Consider the following 16,725-nt stretch of genomic DNA (forward strand, 5'->3'; position numbering starts at 1 on the left):
TGAAGCTCCCCTTTATTGTTATTAATTACATTTGTGTAATTGTGGCTGTATTACCGTCACCAATTTGAGTAACCGTTACGGTACTATTAACACCAATAACACCCCCTTCAACAATATTGTCATTGCCTAGCTGAGTGACATTGAATGTGACGTTTTCACCACCCACTAAAAACGGTGATTGTTCAGTACCTACAACCCAGTTATTTTCACCTTCTTGTGAAATATCTATGCTGTGGCCACTGCCTTCTACCATCATGTCGATAAGGTTAAAGTCGCCATTTTGCGCAATATCAATTTGGTTGAAGTTGCTATCAAGAATACCTGCAAGTGTCACCATGGTTTCATTTTGCAGGCCGTCTTGCGTAATTTCGATGTCGTTTTCGTTAGATGTAAGCGAAACGTCAGGGTAAGACGATTCAACAACCGCGATGTTTTCTTCACCCAGTTGGGTAAGGTTTACATCATTACCCAAGCCATTAAAGTTTACTAAATGAGCAGAGTTAACGTCGCCAAATTGGCTAATTGTAAATTCATTATCTGAGCCTAACACGCCCATGTATGCTTCATTCTCGCTACCATTTTGAATGGCTGTAAGTTCGTTATCATTACCAATTAACTCAGCAGTTGTTGTATTTAAGTCACCATTTTGCATCGCCATTACTTCGTTGTTTTCGCCTTCAAATAAAGCTGAATCAACATTATTAGCTAAGCCTTCTTGGTCTATACCTACTTCGTTATCGTTACCAACAATAGCAGTGAAATTAACAGTATTGTCAGCGCCTTCTTGCTCAACACCAAACTCATTATTGTCACCGTAAAGCTCTGTAAGTGTTACAGCATTTTGATCGCCGTCTTGCTCAATATCTAACTCGTTATCGTTACCCTGTAGCGAGGACACTCTGAATGTATTATAAAAGCCATTTTGCTCTACCATTACTGCATTATCGTCGCCTGTAGCGCTTGTAATTACAGCTTCATGCCATTCACCAGTTTGTAATGCACTTACCTCATTGCCACTGCCTTGCATGTCCATGTTGTAAAACCAATGACCACCTGTACCTTGTTCAATATCAACAGTGTTGTCATCACCCACAATAGAATTGATTGCTTCATTGTTAAAAAATAAACCTTCGCCTTCTTGTGAAACATAAAGCTGATTATTGTTGCCGGTGACCGTAGTTAAAGCCCCATTGTATAAACCATCTTGTGAGTATGTTTGCACATTGTTGTCGCCAACGGTGGTTACTTCTACAACGTTACCTGTTTGGAATTGCGACACCTCGGTCGTGTTGTCGTTGCCAATAGTGGTAACTTGCATTGTATTACCATCACCATCTTGTAAAAGTAATGCTGTATTACCTACTTGGGTTTGTGCAAGGACCATTGAATTGCTGGTGCTTTGTACAGACACTTTTGTACTCAAATCAGATACTGACCCTGATTTAGTTGTTGTATTTGCAAAAGAAGTAAAGCTGGTGCCCATTGCAATTGCTACTGCACAGCTTATAAGTGATTTGTTTAACTTCATTATTATTCTCCTTGAAATAAAAATTCTGAATGCTCTACGTTATTTTGTTTTTATAGAGTATTCGTAGTTCCAGCATGCCGTGCCGGTATAATGTTGTGATCAAACGTTATTCAATGTTGTGTCGCGTTTTCTAAATGCACATTCACTGTATTCTTGAATCATAAATTCTTAAATCATCTTTTTTTACCGATTTTTATATCTATTAAATACAATTAGTTATGCTGTTTTTATTTTTATTTTTAGTATTTTGCTAAAAAACCAGTAAAAATTGTTGAGCTACTTGACTGGCTGCTTGTAATTAATAAGTTCATAAAAAAGGCTGCCTTGAATGTTTTTTTTATGACGACTCTGGTCAAAAATGTTGATTTTTTATTGTTTCCAATTTAAATACTTGAGTAATTTTTGATTTGTTAGTTTGCTGGGTACATGCCATGTGATCTTTCTTATTCAATGTTGTCGGTAAACTTGCTTAAAATTTTTTAAGCTCAATCAACTATGGATAGAACAATGAAAACAAAATTATCTATTATTACACTTGCGCTTGTTCCTTGTTTGGCTGCTGCGCAACTACCTGAAACAAGTATTAAACAATCAGTAACTGCAAGCAGTGATTCGCTTATTGTTAAATACAAAAAAAATGTGTCAGCTAAAATGCGTAAGCAAGCTCGTTCGTTAGTGAGAGCTAAAATCTCTGACATGAACAGCGATGAGGTTGATGATAACTATAAGTCTTTACTTTCAGGCCGCTTAGCTAAATTTAAAGTAACGGGTATGAGTACTAAAGAGGCAATAAAACGCCTTAAAACTCATCAGGCTATTGAATATGTTGAACCAGACTACCGTGTAAGTATTGCCACTACGCCAAATGATCCGCGTTTTGGTGACCTATGGGGTTTAAATAACGAAGGTCAAACCGGTGGTGTAGCTGACGCCGATATTGATGCACCTGAAGCGTGGTCAATTTCTACGGGTAGTAGAGATGTGGTTGTTGGTGTGATTGATACAGGTGTTGATTACAGTCACCCCGATCTTTTAGCAAATGCTTGGGTTAACCCTGGTGAGATTGCTGGCGATGGAATTGATAACGACGGTAACGGTTATGTTGATGATGTTCATGGCATCAATGCAATTACTAACTCAGGCAACCCAATGGACGATCAAGGGCATGGTACGCATGTTTCAGGAACCATTGGTGCAAGTGGCAACAATAACGAAGGTATTGTGGGTGTAAACCATGATGTATCTATCGCTGGTTGTAAATTTTTAGATGCTTCAGGTAGTGGTTCAACGTCAGATGCCATTAAATGTATTGACTACATGGTTGGTCTTAAAAACTCAGGTGTTAACCTTCGCGTACTAAATAATAGTTGGGGTGGAGGCGGTTATAGCCAAGCTTTAACCGATGCAATAACGGCCAGTGAAGACGCAGACATTTTATTCGTAGCAGCAGCAGGGAATGACGCAGTAGATAACGATGTAAACCCGCACTACCCATCTAACTACGAAAACGACAGTGTGCTATCAATCGCAAGTACAGATAGCAGTGATAATATGTCTGGTTTTTCGCAGTGGGGCCTAGAAAGTGTTGATATGGGCGCGCCGGGTAGCGCTATTCTTTCAACTATTCCTGGTGGCGGTTACGCTACTTATTCTGGGACTTCAATGGCAACACCACATGTTGCAGGTGTGGCTGCTCTTGTTCTTTCAGTAAACCCAGATTTAACAACAGTAGAGTTAAAAGAGCTGCTAATGAGCAGCGGCGATGCTAATACTGCTTTAACAGGTAAAACAGTTGCAGGTACGCGTTTAAATGCAAACCAGGCATTATTAGATGCTGATCCTACACCTGGCTTTAAATTATCGGTTACTCCTACAACTCAGCAAGCAACCGTAGGCGATACAGTTACCTACACGTTTGAGATTGGTTCGATTGCGCAATGGGATGGCGATATAGCGCTTTTGCTTAGTTCTAGTTTGGAGGGGGCTTCACTAAGTGCTTCTACGGCACGCCCAGGTGATGAGGTTGTGTTAACTGTAAATACGTTTGATGACACGCCTTGGGGCAATTATGACTTTACTGTTGAGGCAAGTACAGATCAGCAGTTAAAAACACAAACTGTGTCATTAATGCTACAACCTGCAGGCTTAAACGATTTTACATATAGCAGTGATGAAAACATATCTATTCCAGATAACGATCCACAAGGTGCAAGCTCTGTAATTACCGTTGCTGATGATTTAACTATTTTTGGTACTTCTGCCGATGTAAACATTACACACACTTGGTCTGGTGACTTGGTATTAACGTTAACATCAGCTCAAGGTTCAGAAGTTACTTTACAGAGTAATGAAGGTGGCAGTGACGATGATATTGTTAAAACATTCACATCAAGCGCCTTTAACGGCGAAGTTGCAACTGGGGATTGGACACTTCATGTTGTAGATACTGCGGGTGCTGATGTTGGTAACATTAATGGCTGGTCTCTTACTTTTATTGCGATTGGAGAGGTTACTCCTCAGCCGCCACAAGCTAATTTTGACGCTGAAATAGAGGGCTTAACGGCCATGTTTACAGATGCAAGCACTGATGCTAATAACGATATTACGCAGTGGAGCTGGAACTTTGGTGATGGTGCAACATCGTCTGATCAAAACCCAACTCATGTATATGCTGGCTCTGGCAGCTACAACGTTGAATTAACCGTAACAGACAGCGAAGGTAATACGAGTACGTATATGCAAACGGTTGTTGTTAGTGATGTAGATATTGAGCTTACATTAAAACGCGCTAATAAATCACGCTTGGGTACTATGCGTGTAGATCTTAGCTGGGACACAGTGGGAGCTGAATCGATGAACGTTTACCGTAATGGTGAACTAATTGATACTACGTCGGATAACGGCCGCTACCGTGATTATGAGCGTGGTGCTTCACTATCAAGCTACGATTACCAATTGTGTGTTTCTGAAAATGTATGTTCTAACATCGTAACAGTAACATTTAATTAAGTAACACCCCCTTAGAGTAAACAAAGCCCAGCTATGCTGGGCTTTTTTGTTTTAAGTTATTAAAGTGTAATTTTAAATAGACTACAACTAGGCTTTTTTATAGGGGTGGGTTTTAAGCCAGTGCTCGGCGATTTGCTCGCGCGTGGCAAACCATACCTGCTCATGCGAGCTGGCATACTCTAAAAACCGTGCGAGGGCTTTTATGCGCCCAGGGCGGCCAATTAAGCGACAATGCAGCCCTATCGACATCATTTTTGGGGCGTTTTCACCTTGTGGGTCGCCTTCTTCATAAAGCGTATCAAAGGCATCTTTTAAATAGTTATAAAATTGATCCCCGGCATTAAAGCCTTGCACCGCAGCAAAGCGCATATCGTTTACATCAAGGGTGTAGGGCACTATTAACTGTGGCTTACCTTCTTTAATACTGTAAAAGGGTAAATCGTCGCTGTAATCGTCAGCGTCATATAAAAACGAGCCATTTTCTACCACAAGGGCTGCAGTATTTGGGCTTGTGCGCCCGGTATACCAGCCTTTGGGTTTTTTACCGGTAAGCGTTTGAATTATTTCAATGGATTTTTGCATGTGCTCGCGCTCGGTTTGCTTATCTATATGTTGATAATTAATCCAGCGCAGGCCGTGGCTTGCTATTTCGTGTCCAGCTTCAACAAAGGCTTTAGCTATATCGGGATGGCGCTCAAGGGCCATTGCCACAGCAAAAATGGTGACCGGTATATCGTATTTTTTAAAGAGTTTAAGTAAACGCCATACACCCGCGCGGGAGCCATATTCGTAAATGGACTCCATGCTTATATGGCGGTCTTCTACATGCGGGGCACTGACTATTTCTGATAAAAATGTTTCGGCCGCTGCATCCCCATGTAATACACTGTTTTCGCCGCCTTCTTCGTAATTTAATACCACTTGTACAGCAATGCGGGCTTTATTAGGCCAATTTGCATGGGGTACTTGTGAGCCATAACCAATTAAATCGCGCGGGTAGTGTTTAAATTGCTCGCTCATGTTATTGCTCCTTTTTAAGTGCTGTGAGCCAAGAGCCTAGCGTTTCGCGTTCAGCATCAGTCATTTTGGTCATATTTGCCAATGGCATGTCTTTGGTTATAACCGCGCGGGTATGAATAAGCGTGCTGGCTTTTTTTACATCATTAATAGAGTCGAGCTTAAAGCCAAGCGGCGCTGTTTGAAAAAGCTTTGATGTAGGTGTTTCACTGTGGCACTGTGTGCAGTGCTTGCTGATTATATCCCACGCTTGAGTGTCGGTAATGCTGGCTTGTAAAGGCGCGCTTTCGCCTGTATTTGTTGGGCTGCTAGGCCACGGAGCTATAGCCAGCATTAGGGCAAAAAAGGCGGCAATACCGCTTACAAGCACTGAAGGTTTATTAATACCTTGGTGCTTTAAGTTAAAGTAATGACGTATCCACATGCCAATACCAAATAACGCAATTAATATAAGCCAGCCAAAGTTGTGGCTGTAGGTATATGGAAAGTGGTTGCTTAGCATAATAAATACCACTGGTAACGTGGCATAGTTGTTATGAATAGAGCACAGCTTTGCTTTTAAACCCGGTGCGGAGTCGGGAATACGGCCAGCTTCTACTTCGCTTACCATGTAGCGCTGCCCTGGCATAATTATGTGGTACACATTGCCAACCATACACGTACCAATAAGCGCACCAACATGAATATACACAGCGCGGTCACTAAATAGCTGGTCAACCCCGTAAGTCCAAAGGGCCAATAGGCCAATAACCACAGCAATAAACGCTTTACCGTTTTCAACGAGCGGGGTTTTGCACAATAAACGATAAACACCATAACCTAAGCCAATAAAGCCAAGCGACGCGCCAATAGCGGCAAATTTACTTAGCTCACTTTTACTGTTATCGATTAGGTAAACATCGGCGCCAACATAATAAAGTAGGCTAAATAATAAAATACCGGAGATCCACGTTGTGTAGGCTTCCCATTTAAACCAATGCAGGGTGTGGGGCATTTTTTCAGGGCCATTTTGATACTTAGCCACTTCGTAAAAGCCACCGCCGTGCACGGCCCATAAATCGCCTTTTATGCCTTTGTCTTGTTTCCATTGTGGCGGGGTTTGTAAGTTATTATCAAGCCACGCAAAATAAAACGACGCCCCAATCCACGCAATGCCTGCAATTACATGAAAATAACGCAGGACTAAATGAGCAAGCTCAAATAAATAGTTTTCCATTAGGTTAAGCCTCTTCTAATTGCGGTGTGTGGGTGGTTGTAAACTGTTTTTTATCATCGCGTTTATAAACGCTTTTACCCATAATGTAGGTTTGCTCAATACAGCGATCATCGCCTAGCATCATCATGGCAAAAAGTTGCTCGTGTAGTGTTTTAGCATGGCCAATTCTAAATTTTAAAAATGAAGTAGCCGCGTAATCCATGACTATAAAGTCGGCTTCACAACCGGTTGCAAAATTACCTATGGTGCCTTCTAAATCTAGCGCCCGTGCGCCGCCAAGCGTCGCTAAATATAGGCCTTTAAAAGCCGAGAACTTTTGACCTTGAAGCTGTTGAATTTTGTACGCTTCATTACCTGTTTGTAGCATAGAAAAACTTGTGCCTGCGCCTACATCGGTACCCATACCTACGTTAATACCGTGCTCTTCACAGGCTTTTAAATTTAAAAGGCCCGAACCTAAAAATAAGTTAGAAGTAGGGCAGTGCGAAATAGCCGCGTTGTTATCTGCAAGGCAGCAAAGCTCGCGCTCAGATAAATGAATACTATGAGCAAATACCGAGCGTTTACGCACCATTTTAGCTTGCTCGTAAACACTCAAGTAATCATCTGCGTCGGGGAATAACCCTTTTACCCATTCGCACTCGTCTTTGTTTTCAGATAAGTGCGTATGTAGGTAAGTGTCGGGGTATTCTTCTAATAGTTGAGTACATTTTTGAAGTTGCTCAGGGGTTGATGTAGGCGCAAAACGTGGCGTTACCGCATAGCTTAACCTATCAACATTGTGCCATTTTTCTATGAGTGTTTTTGATTGATCGTAACTGGTTTGCGCGCAATCAGATAAATCGTCAGGGCAGTTTCTGTCCATCATCACCTTACCGGCAATCATGCGTAAATTACGTTTTTGAGATTCGCTAAAAAAGGCATCAACCGATTGCGGGTGCACCGTGCCAAATACCAATGCGGTGGTGGTGCCGTTACGTAATAACTCATCTAAAAAGCGGTTTGAAACCTCACTTGAGTACACTTCACTGGCAAACTTTTTTTCGGTTGGGAAGGCGTACTCGGTAAGCCAACTTAAAAGCTGCTCGCCATACGCGCCGACCATTTCGGTTTGCGGCAAATGTATGTGCGTGTCTATCATGCCGGGCATAACCAATTTGCCATCGTGGCGAATAAGAGTGGCTGATTTATCTAAGCTTGGCAGTATGTCTTGCTCGTAACCAAGGTCAACCACTTTGCCGTTTTGAATAACTAACGCGCCTTTTTCAAAATAGCGATGGGCGGTGTCGCCCGCTATGGCTGGGTCGTCAACAAAGTCGAGTATGTTGGCACAAATTACGGTTAATTTATTATTGTTTTGCGTGCTCATTGTTAGCTACCTCTGTACGTAGAGTAGCCAAATGGGCTAAGTAATAATGGAATGTGATGATGTTTTTGATCTTGTAATCTAAAGGTAATTTGCGCCTCTGGGTAAAACGCTGGAGTAGGTTGGTTTTTATAGTAACTATCTAAATCAAATACCAACTTATAGGTTGCAAATTCTACGTCTGTATTTAGCCAGTCGGTAATACGCCCGTCGCTATTTGTTTTACCTTGGGCAATTAATTCCCACTTGTTATTAGTGTATACAAACAATTGTACAGCTACATCGGCTGCAGGTTTACCTGTGCTGGTATCGAGAATATGGGTAGTAATAGGGCTTTTGTTCATACTTTTATTCATATTAGGGACTCCAATCTTATTTTTGTTATTTTGGCTTGTTCGCCCGCAGCTATATTAAGCTCTGTGCTGCGAGTGTTGTGTATACGCTGCTCAATAAGTTCAAGCATTTGCTCAGCACTTTTGCCGCTGGCACACACAATAAATATAAAGCCAAATTTACTGAGGTATTCTTTATTTAGCGCAATCATTTTTTTAAGGGTTTGCTCGTTTGCTTTGCTCATTCCCGATTGTTCGTGCCCCGCTTTTTGCGCTGTAGCGGCGTACTTTTTACTTAATGTTGATAAATCGCCAATTTGCGGGTGGCCTTCAAAAGCGGCTAAATAATCGCTCTCAGCGAGATGTTCCCATACGCTTTGCGCGCTCTGGTATAGGTGCTCTTTACTCTCAAATGGCATGGTATTTAGCATACCGCTTACCCAGTTAGGGGCGGCGCAACAGTGCTCTAAGGCTTGGTAAGCTTGCGCTTCATTTAGGTTATTAATTTTTAAGCTACTCATGCATCTACTTCCTCTTGCGTGGTGCTAATTAAGGCATTTTTAAGTGAACGCCATTGCACACCTTGGCGTTTAGGCGCATGGGCTTGAATAGCCTGGTAAAGACCAATTAGCTGCCCACTAATTGAAATTGCCACTTCCATTGGGAGCTTACCCGTTACATTTTCAAGCCCAACAGGGCAGGTCATTTGCTTTATTTGCTCGGTGGTAAAATCGCGATGAGCTAAGCGCTGCTTAAAGCGTTTTGCTTTGGTATCAGAGCCAATAACGCCAAGCCAATTGGCATCAGCGCGTTTAATAATGGCTTGTGTGAGTGCAAAGTCGAGCTGGTGGTTATGGGTTAATATTAAGAAATTATTAGCCTTTGGTGCGCGTTTAACTTGCTCTGTTGGTTCTTCATCAACCACTTTTATAACGTTATTAGGAATGTTCTGTGGGAATACATCGGCGCGGCTATCTATCCAACGTATACGCATAGGTAACTGCGCCAATATACCAATAAGCGCCTGTGCTACATGGCCTGCGCCGTATATGTCGAGGGTAAAGCGCGCGCATTGCATGCACTCAAGCATCACGGTGGCAGCTCCGCCGCAGCACTGGCCTAAATTTGCACCTAGGTTAAATTGCTCTATCACTTGCGCCGCCTCACCTTTGGCAAGCAGTTCGCGGGCTTTTTCTATTACTACGTACTCAAGATGGCCACCGCCAAGGGTGTCGTAAATATGCTCGCCACTTATTACCATTTTAGAGCCTGTGCCTCGTGGGGTTGAGCCATTGGTTCCCAGCACTGTCGCAATAACATAGTTAGTGCCGCTTTGTTCGTGCTCGTTTATAGCTTGCGCCCAGTTTTGAGTATGAAAACCCTGAAACGACTCATTTAAATTAGCCATGTTGACGTTCCTTAAACCAGCTAGCGGTTTGCTCAATTGCGTTTAATACACGCTCAGGTGTTGCAGGCGTATCAAGTGGGGCAGTGTATTTGTAATCGGCCACACTGCTTATGGCATTACGAATCGCACTCCACACACTAAAGGCCAGCATAAACGGCGGCTCGCCAACTGCTTTTGATCTAAATACGGTGGTTTCTGGGTTGGCCGAATTATATAAATTGACGTTAAATTCGGCAGGGGTATCGCCAATAGCCGGAATTTTATAGTTAGCAGGGCCAAAGCTTGCAAGCTGGCCTTTATCATTCCATTGTAAGTCTTCGGTGGTAAGCCAGCCCATACCTTGCACAAAAGCCCCTTCAATTTGCCCTATATCAAGTGCTGGGTTAATTGAGCTGCCCACATCGTGCAAAATATCAACACGGGTTACGGTGTTTTCGCCTGTTAGCGTATCTACTTCTACTTCACTCAGTGCTACGCCGTGTGCGTAGTAAAAAAATGGGCGGCCTTCGCCTTTCGCTCTATCGTAATGAATTTTAGGCGTGGCGTAATAACCCGTTGATGAAAGCGATATACGGTTCATGTAAGCAAGGTTTGCAAGTTCGCTAAAGCTAATTTCACCTTTGTTAAAGGTAATTAGGTTATCTTTAAATACAACACTTTGGCTGTCTACTTCAAAGTGCTCGCTTATAAAGTGTGTTAAGCGCTCTTTTATAGTGTTTACAGCATTTAGCGCTGCCATGCCGTTTAGGTCGGTACCGCTTGAAGCAGCGGTTGGCGAGGTGTTTGGTACTTTATCGGTACGGGTTGCGCTTATGCTTATGGCGTCAAAATCAACACCAAACCCATGGGCTACTATTTGCGCTATTTTAGTGTTTAACCCTTGGCCCATTTCGGTGCCGCCATGGTTTAAATGTATCGAGCCATCACTATATACATGCACGAGTGCTCCCGCCTGGTTTAAGTGCTGTACGGTAAACGATATACCGTATTTTACCGGCGTCATCGCAAGGCCTTTTTTGATAATAGGGGATGATGCGTTAAAGGCTTTAATGGCCTTTTTTCGCGCCCAGTAATCACCCGATTCCTCAAGCTGGGCAATCATATCTTTTAAAATATGCTGCTCTACTGTTTGATGATACGGCGTGGTGTCGCGGCCTTTTTTGTATAAATTAAGTTTTCGGATCTCAAGCGGATCTTTACCTAATTTAGCGGCAATATCGTCCATTATTAGCTCTGCCATGATCATGCCTTGCGGGCCACCAAATCCTCTAAATGCGGTGTGGCTTACGGTATTAACTTTGCAACGATTACCTTTAATGGTGGCGGCTGGGTAGTAATACGCGTTATCGGCATGAAACATTGCGCGGTCTACAATGGCATCAGATAAGTCAGGCGAATAACCACAAAACCCATTTACAGTTACATCAGCGCCTTCAATTAGGCCATTTTCGTCAAACCCTACATGGTATCGGTTATAAAATGGGTGGCGCTTACCGGTAAGTTTAAAGTCGTCGCTGCGGGCTAGGCGCATTTTTACTGCGCAGCCAAGGTAATAAACCGCAAGCGCTGCAAGGCAAGCCCACGGTGCACCTTGGGTTTCTTTACCACCAAAGGCACCGCCCATACGGCGAGTTTCTACGTTTACAAAGCTAAATGGCTTTTTTAAAATTTTGGCAACTAAGTGCTGCACCTCTGTTGGGTGCTGCGTAGAACATTGAACATGGATCCCGCCGTCGTTATCGGGCTGAGCAAGTGCTATTTGTCCCTCAAGGTAAAAGTGTTCTTGCCCGCCTATGTGTATTTCGCCTTTAAGCTGGTGGGCTGCATTATTTATGGCTTGCTCGCTATTACCACGCTGTAGTGAATGTGGCGGCCTTACCCAGTGCTCTTTTTTTATCGCTTCTTTAATATCCAGTATGGGTGTGGTTTGCTCGCACTCTATAATCACTAAGCGAGCAGCGCGGCGCGCAATGGCGTAGCTGTCGGCAACGACTACCAGCACAGGTTGCCCGTGGTATTGAATTTCATGGCTAGTAAGCAGTACATCACCTGGAAATACTGGGCCAATATCAAGCTTACCTGGTACATCATCGGCCGATAAAATACGCTTAACACCTGCAATTTCAAGCGCTTTACTTGTATCAATTGATTTAATAAAGCCGCTGGTAATGGGCGCAAGTACAGGATAGGCGTGTAAGCAGCCATGAGGCTCTGGGTTATCGTCGGCGTAGTTTGCATTACCACATACTTGTTTTATTGCGCTTTCGTGATACTTAGATTGGCCAACACTTCCGCCTTGGGCTTTTAGTTTATCCATTTCAAAGTGACGCATGTGAGATCCTCGTAATGGCAATGTTGTTATTATTTTTATTGCTACTAGGCTGTGCACCGCAAAACTCAATACCAATACGTTGTAGCAAGTTTTTGCTTACCGTAGTGCGGTAATGTGCGCTGCTGCGAACATCGCTCATGGGGGCAAAGTCATCATTTATAGCATTAGCGGCATCTATAAACGTGCTTACTTGTAAGGGCTGAGCATTAAGCTTTTGCTCTATGTGCGTGGCGCGTTTGGGTATTGCAGCCATACCGCCCATGGCGCAGCGGGCATTGCTAATTACACCTTGTGCTTGCTCAATAGCTAGGACTAAACACACGGTAGATATATCATCTTCAAAGCGTTTTGAAATTTTATGGCACGCAAGCTTTAACGAGTCTGGGCGTTTTGGCACTGTAATTTTGCTAATGACTTCATCGCTTTTAATTACTGTTTTTTTGTAATCAACAAAGTAGTCGGCCACGTTTATAGTGCGTGTGCCTGCTGCGCTTAATAAATCTAGAGTGGCATTAAGTGCAATTAATAATGGGGCTGGATCGCCGATAGGAGAGGCATTTCCTATGCTGCCACCTAAGGTGCCACTGTTACGTACTTGGTTAGAGCCAAGGCGTTCAAACAGCTCTTTAGACTCAGGGTAGTAATTGTAAAAAGTATCTACAAACTGGCTGTAAGGGAGTGCTGCACCAATATGTAGCTCTCCGTTATTATCGCTTAATGTGCACAGCTCTTTAGCTTGGCTTAGGGATATTATTACATCGGGTAATAGCATATTTTGGCTAAGCTCAATGGCAAAATCGGTGCCACCAGCAACCAAGTGTGCATGCGGGTAAAGCGCTTTTAGTTCAACAAGCTGCTTAGCATTTTGTGGCAAGTAGAATTTGCGAGGACCATTTTTTAAAAATGGAACGTCGTCATCATATTGCGTATTAAGTGAGGCTTTAAACTGAGCTGCCATGGCTGAGTAAGGCTCATTTTTGCGCTCATAGCTGTAGGCTTTTTCTACCGCTAGTAAAATAGGGCTGTAACCAGTACAACGGCACAAGTTACCACCTAAAGCATGAATAGCGGCTTTTTTACCGGGGTAACGCGGGTTATTAATATAAAGCGCCAACATGCTCATTATTATACCTGGGGTGCAAAAACCGCATTGCGAACCATGACACTCTACTAATGCGCGTTGTACTGGGTGTAAGTCATCAAGAGTTGGGTACAGCCCCGTTGTTATAGCCTCTACGGTTACTATGTGTTTTGCGTGTGCATTGCCTAATAAAAGCAGGCAGCTGTTCATGGTTTGGTAGTGCCAAACTGGGTTACCGTTTGAGTTTGTTTTTTCTTCGCCGACTAAAATTGTGCACGCGCCGCAATCGCCTGTAGCACACCCTTCTTTGGTGCCCACTTTCCCTTTTTTGGTGCGTAGCCAGTCCAAAATGGTGAGACTTGGCGAACATTCTTGTACTTCTATTGGCGTGTCATTTAATAAAAACTGAATCACACAGGCCCCCTTAGCTTTTTAACACCTTGTTTTTAATAAGGTTTATTGTCTGCTTTTTCGTATTGTTATTGCGCAAGTAAGAAAAAAGCTGTTTTATTATAATGAGTACTTTGCAGTTAATATGCCAAATCTGACCGATCGGTTAGCTTTTTACTTTTGAAGAGAGTAAATAAGGTTTTAAATGAAGTTTATAAAGTTGTAAAAAGGTTTTAAGTTACTTATTTTAATTGCTATTATCTGGTTTTTATCGAGTAGTTAAGTTTTAATTTGTTATTTTTTGCATGACTTTTTAATCGCTTTTATGTGTTAACTTGACCAATAGGATATGTTTTTTCTTGCAAGCTATGTGCTTTTAAAAAGTGCATTTATATAATTATTTAAAATTACATAAGCGAAGATGTTTTTTAGCTAGGTTGAATGCTTTTTAGAAAAAACGAGGTCTTAGTTAGCCATTACAGATTTAATAGGCTCATAATGAACTTAACACACACAAATAACGCACTCACCACTTTACTTGCTCTTAGTTTTGGATTGCTTGGCGTATCGTTTGCTTTGGGTGCAAACCCAAATGCACTTGTAGCAACATTTGAATTTTATGGGTTCGATACTTCACTAAATAATAAAATGATAGGCTTGCTAACCGGAAGCACTATGATTGCATTAGCACTTGCCACTCTAGCCGCGCATTTAAAATTAATAAAGCCTACACCAGCATTAGTTCTCGCGTTAATTGTTAGCATAGTGCCTTTACTTACTTTATTAGCCAGCAACCGTTGGATGGCCCAGTTAGGCGGCTTTCCAATTATTGGCAGTGGGCAAGGCATTATTAAATACTTTGCAGTCATCCCTTTGTATTTATTTTTGTTTTATAAAAATAAGCTAACAGACAAACAACACGTACTTTTAAACTTTATACCGGTTGCTATGGTTTTACTGTGGATTGGTGGCATGAAGTTTTATGAGTTTGAAGCCAAAGCCATTGTAAGCCTGGTAGAAACCTCACCGTTTATGTCGTGGTTATACACGGTATTTAGTGTGCAAGGCGCATCAAACGTAATTGGTGGGTTTGATGTGTTATTTGCAGTGCTAATTGGCATAGGCATTTTACTTAACAATAAAAAGCTCATTATTGTTAGTGGCTTAGCGTGTTTAAGTGTGTTTTTAATGACCCAAACATTTTTAATTACCGCAAACGGTGCGTTTAGCTCAAGCACGTTATTAGGGCGTTTAGGGCAATTTGTAATTAAAGATTTATGGTATGTAGGCAACTTAGTGGTTATTGCCACTTTAATGCTATTTAAACCAGCTAAATAAAGAGAACTGTATGATCAGTTGCCATCAATACGACTACATCGAAGTTGCCTGTATCCACCATTTAAGCATTGAGCTTATATTAAAAAATGGCGATGTTGTGTGTGGGGTAGCAACTGATACAAAACGCAATGCTAATAGAGACGAATGCATAGTTGTTAACGTAAACAGCGAGCTGCAACTTATTGTGCTTACTACAATCAGCGTTCTTAAAGCGCGTGAGAGTAATCCATACTTTGACCACATTGACTTTGATTTTCAGTAAATACCTTACCTATTCGTTTTATCATAAATACCTCAGCGAGCCTGTATCATCAATATGATAAGGCTCGCTTATCTAGCCAATGCTTTAACTCATACGTGCTAAATGCCCAAAGCCAAAATTTACCTTTAGAATAAACTGTTCACATAAACAGCTATTTTGACTTTGTCCAATAACATTATTAAAAGTCGTTTTGGTGCAAAGTAACAAAGGCTTTTTCAATGCATGCCTAATTGCTTGTTTACATTGCAGTTATTTAGTGGAATTATTGGGCGATGTAATATGCGCCGTTTTGGGATGTTATAACCCACCAAAGTGGTGTTCAATAAGATGTTATATTTACAAGGAAGTTTAGTGAAGCTATCGATCACATTTTTATTTACCTTCTTTATGGCTTTTAATGTAATAGCTGAAACTTGTGATACAGCTAATTCGCAAGTATATCCAAACTATGTTTCTGATCTAAAGTCACAAATAGATACTGTTGTTTTGTTTAATCTAAAGTTTCTGGCTAATGAGTTAAAATCTAACGGTATTAAAGAAAGCGATATATCTAAAAACATATCTGCTTATACTTTTACTCTTGATGAACTTCACAAAAAAATTGCAATAGTAGGTATATACAAACCCAACGAAAATAGCTGCGATTTTTATATATATAAAGTAGACGGTGCACCAAAAGGCTATGGTAGCTATGTATTTGTTCGCCTTAAAGGTAATAAATTGATTAACTTATCATTTGAAACATCAGATACTTTATTTAACGGTAGTCAGGTTTCTCAATTAACTTTTATTGGTATTAAGTAAATATAACAACACGCCCTGAGGTGGACGACTAGTAAAATTTAGCTATTAATTGCAAATTTTAAAAGTGGTGAGCCTCTGCGTTTCAATGCTGCTAAATATGTCGATTCATCGTAGGGTGTATTCGTTTTCCAACACCTAAATACAATCCTTATCCATTTAAATGCCAGTGATCTAATAATGCTATTATGCGGCTTACCCTTGGCTTTTTGTTGCTCATAATACGCCTTAGCCCAAAATGAATAACGAATAGAAAAGCCTGCCCATTCTACAAATGTTTGCCTTAAAAAAGTGGGGCAACTATAACGCCAATGCGTCCACATTTTTTGACCACTGCGCTCAATAACAGGCGCTATACCCGCGTACTTTTGAAGTTCTGCAGCATCATTGTAACGCGCACGATTACTTCCAAAAGCAACAAGTAAACGTGGGCCGAGTTGTGGACCTGCGCCGGGTAAGCTATCAAATATCTTTTTATCCTGCTGGGCTCTATAAGCCGATTTTATTGCTTTATCGAGCTTTTCAATGCCCTTTAATAACACTTTAAATTGCGTGATAAGCACTTCAACGAGCATTTGATTAGGTACAATTACTCCTTCGTCCAAAGTTAATGGCATCGCATTTTTAATACTGTCTAGTCGTGCA

At 41.7% G+C, this 16,725-nt stretch carries 14 protein-coding genes; 4 read left to right on the forward strand and 10 right to left on the reverse strand.

The window, feature by feature from the left end:
• Window positions 1–25: 25 nt before the first annotated feature.
• Window positions 26–1,528: a curlin gene (locus ATS76_RS07575; protein WP_058551658.1), complete on the reverse strand. Its 1,503-nt coding sequence runs from the start codon at window positions 1,526–1,528 to the stop codon at window positions 26–28.
• Window positions 1,529–2,035: 507 nt separating this feature from the next.
• On the opposite strand from ATS76_RS07575, the gene ATS76_RS07580 reads away from it, so the two are divergent.
• A complete protein-coding gene (locus ATS76_RS07580) occupies window positions 2,036–4,537 on the forward strand; it encodes a S8 family serine peptidase (protein ID WP_058551659.1) in 2,502 nt (833 codons plus the stop codon).
• Window positions 4,538–4,624: 87 nt separating this feature from the next.
• Here the strand turns inward: ATS76_RS07580 and puuE are convergent, their stop codons facing one another.
• The 8 genes from puuE to xdhA are packed head-to-tail and all read right to left on the reverse strand — an operon-like array spanning window position 4,625 to window position 13,703.
• Complete coding sequence (puuE, locus tag ATS76_RS07585; RefSeq protein WP_058551660.1) at window positions 4,625–5,557, reverse strand: allantoinase PuuE; 933 nt, start codon at window positions 5,555–5,557, stop codon at window positions 4,625–4,627.
• 1 nt (window position 5,558) lies between these two features.
• A complete protein-coding gene (locus ATS76_RS07590; protein ID WP_058551661.1) occupies window positions 5,559–6,770 on the reverse strand; it encodes a urate hydroxylase PuuD in 1,212 nt (403 codons plus the stop codon).
• Between the two features lie 4 nt (window positions 6,771–6,774).
• A complete protein-coding gene (gene guaD, locus ATS76_RS07595; protein ID WP_058551662.1) occupies window positions 6,775–8,139 on the reverse strand; it encodes a guanine deaminase in 1,365 nt (454 codons plus the stop codon).
• Window positions 8,140–8,141: 2 nt separating this feature from the next.
• Window positions 8,142–8,492, reverse strand: a complete 351-nt coding sequence (gene uraH, locus ATS76_RS07600; RefSeq protein ID WP_058551663.1) for a hydroxyisourate hydrolase — start codon at window positions 8,490–8,492, stop codon at window positions 8,142–8,144.
• Window positions 8,489–8,989 (reverse strand): 2-oxo-4-hydroxy-4-carboxy-5-ureidoimidazoline decarboxylase, encoded by a 501-nt coding sequence (gene uraD / locus ATS76_RS07605; RefSeq protein WP_058551664.1) that lies wholly within the window; start codon window positions 8,987–8,989, stop codon window positions 8,489–8,491. Before uraD ends, uraH begins: the two co-directional genes overlap by 4 nt.
• Window positions 8,986–9,876 carry a xanthine dehydrogenase accessory protein XdhC gene (xdhC, locus tag ATS76_RS07610; protein WP_058551665.1) on the reverse strand — a complete coding sequence of 297 codons (891 nt, stop codon included), beginning with the start codon at window positions 9,874–9,876 and terminating at the stop codon, window positions 8,986–8,988. Before xdhC ends, uraD begins: the two co-directional genes overlap by 4 nt.
• Window positions 9,869–12,208 (reverse strand): xanthine dehydrogenase molybdopterin binding subunit, encoded by a 2,340-nt coding sequence (xdhB, locus tag ATS76_RS07615; RefSeq protein ID WP_058551666.1) that lies wholly within the window; start codon window positions 12,206–12,208, stop codon window positions 9,869–9,871. Before xdhB ends, xdhC begins: the two co-directional genes overlap by 8 nt.
• Entirely contained in the window at window positions 12,195–13,703 is a 1,509-nt protein-coding gene (xdhA, locus tag ATS76_RS07620) for a xanthine dehydrogenase small subunit (RefSeq protein ID WP_058551667.1), read from the reverse strand. Before xdhA ends, xdhB begins: the two co-directional genes overlap by 14 nt.
• Window positions 13,704–14,177: 474 nt before the next feature.
• Here xdhA and ATS76_RS07625 point away from each other — a divergent pair, with 474 nt between their 5' ends.
• From ATS76_RS07625 to ATS76_RS07635, 3 genes are all read left to right on the forward strand, one after another.
• Window positions 14,178–15,017 (forward strand): DUF417 family protein, encoded by an 840-nt coding sequence (locus ATS76_RS07625; RefSeq protein WP_058551668.1) that lies wholly within the window; start codon window positions 14,178–14,180, stop codon window positions 15,015–15,017.
• A gap of 10 nt (window positions 15,018–15,027) precedes the next feature.
• A complete protein-coding gene (locus ATS76_RS07630) occupies window positions 15,028–15,279 on the forward strand; it encodes a Rho-binding antiterminator (protein ID WP_058551669.1) in 252 nt (83 codons plus the stop codon).
• Between the two features lie 351 nt (window positions 15,280–15,630).
• The gene (locus tag ATS76_RS07635; RefSeq protein WP_152995631.1) at window positions 15,631–16,083 is read left to right on the forward strand and encodes a hypothetical protein; all 453 of its coding nucleotides are present in this window, start codon (window positions 15,631–15,633) and stop codon (window positions 16,081–16,083) included.
• 38 nt (window positions 16,084–16,121) lie between these two features.
• On the opposite strand, the gene ATS76_RS07640 is transcribed toward ATS76_RS07635, so the two are convergent.
• Window positions 16,122–16,725 (reverse strand): transposase (locus ATS76_RS07640; protein ID WP_152995632.1); only part of this gene is annotated, 604 nt, incomplete at its 5' end.

The sequence above is a fragment of the Pseudoalteromonas sp. 10-33 genome (assembly GCF_001469195.1).
Lineage (GTDB): Bacteria > Pseudomonadota > Gammaproteobacteria > Enterobacterales > Alteromonadaceae > Pseudoalteromonas.

Bases quoted from the DNA above. Each gene is read 5' to 3' on its own strand.
- ATS76_RS07575 (WP_058551658.1), bottom strand. From the start codon at position 1,528: ATGAAGTTAAACAAATCACTTATAAGCTGTGCAGTAGCAATTGCAATG.
- ATS76_RS07580 (WP_058551659.1), top strand. From the start codon at position 2,036: ATGAAAACAAAATTATCTATTATTACACTTGCGCTTGTTCCTTGTTTG.
- puuE (WP_058551660.1), bottom strand. From the start codon at position 5,557: ATGAGCGAGCAATTTAAACACTACCCGCGCGATTTAATTGGTTATGGC.
- ATS76_RS07590 (WP_058551661.1), bottom strand. From the start codon at position 6,770: ATGGAAAACTATTTATTTGAGCTTGCTCATTTAGTCCTGCGTTATTTT.
- guaD (WP_058551662.1), bottom strand. From the start codon at position 8,139: ATGAGCACGCAAAACAATAATAAATTAACCGTAATTTGTGCCAACATA.
- uraH (WP_058551663.1), bottom strand. From the start codon at position 8,492: ATGAATAAAAGTATGAACAAAAGCCCTATTACTACCCATATTCTCGAT.
- uraD (WP_058551664.1), bottom strand. From the start codon at position 8,989: ATGAGTAGCTTAAAAATTAATAACCTAAATGAAGCGCAAGCTTACCAA.
- xdhC (WP_058551665.1), bottom strand. From the start codon at position 9,876: ATGGCTAATTTAAATGAGTCGTTTCAGGGTTTTCATACTCAAAACTGG.
- xdhB (WP_058551666.1), bottom strand. From the start codon at position 12,208: ATGCGTCACTTTGAAATGGATAAACTAAAAGCCCAAGGCGGAAGTGTT.
- ATS76_RS07625 (WP_058551668.1), top strand. From the start codon at position 14,178: ATGAACTTAACACACACAAATAACGCACTCACCACTTTACTTGCTCTT.
- ATS76_RS07630 (WP_058551669.1), top strand. From the start codon at position 15,028: ATGATCAGTTGCCATCAATACGACTACATCGAAGTTGCCTGTATCCAC.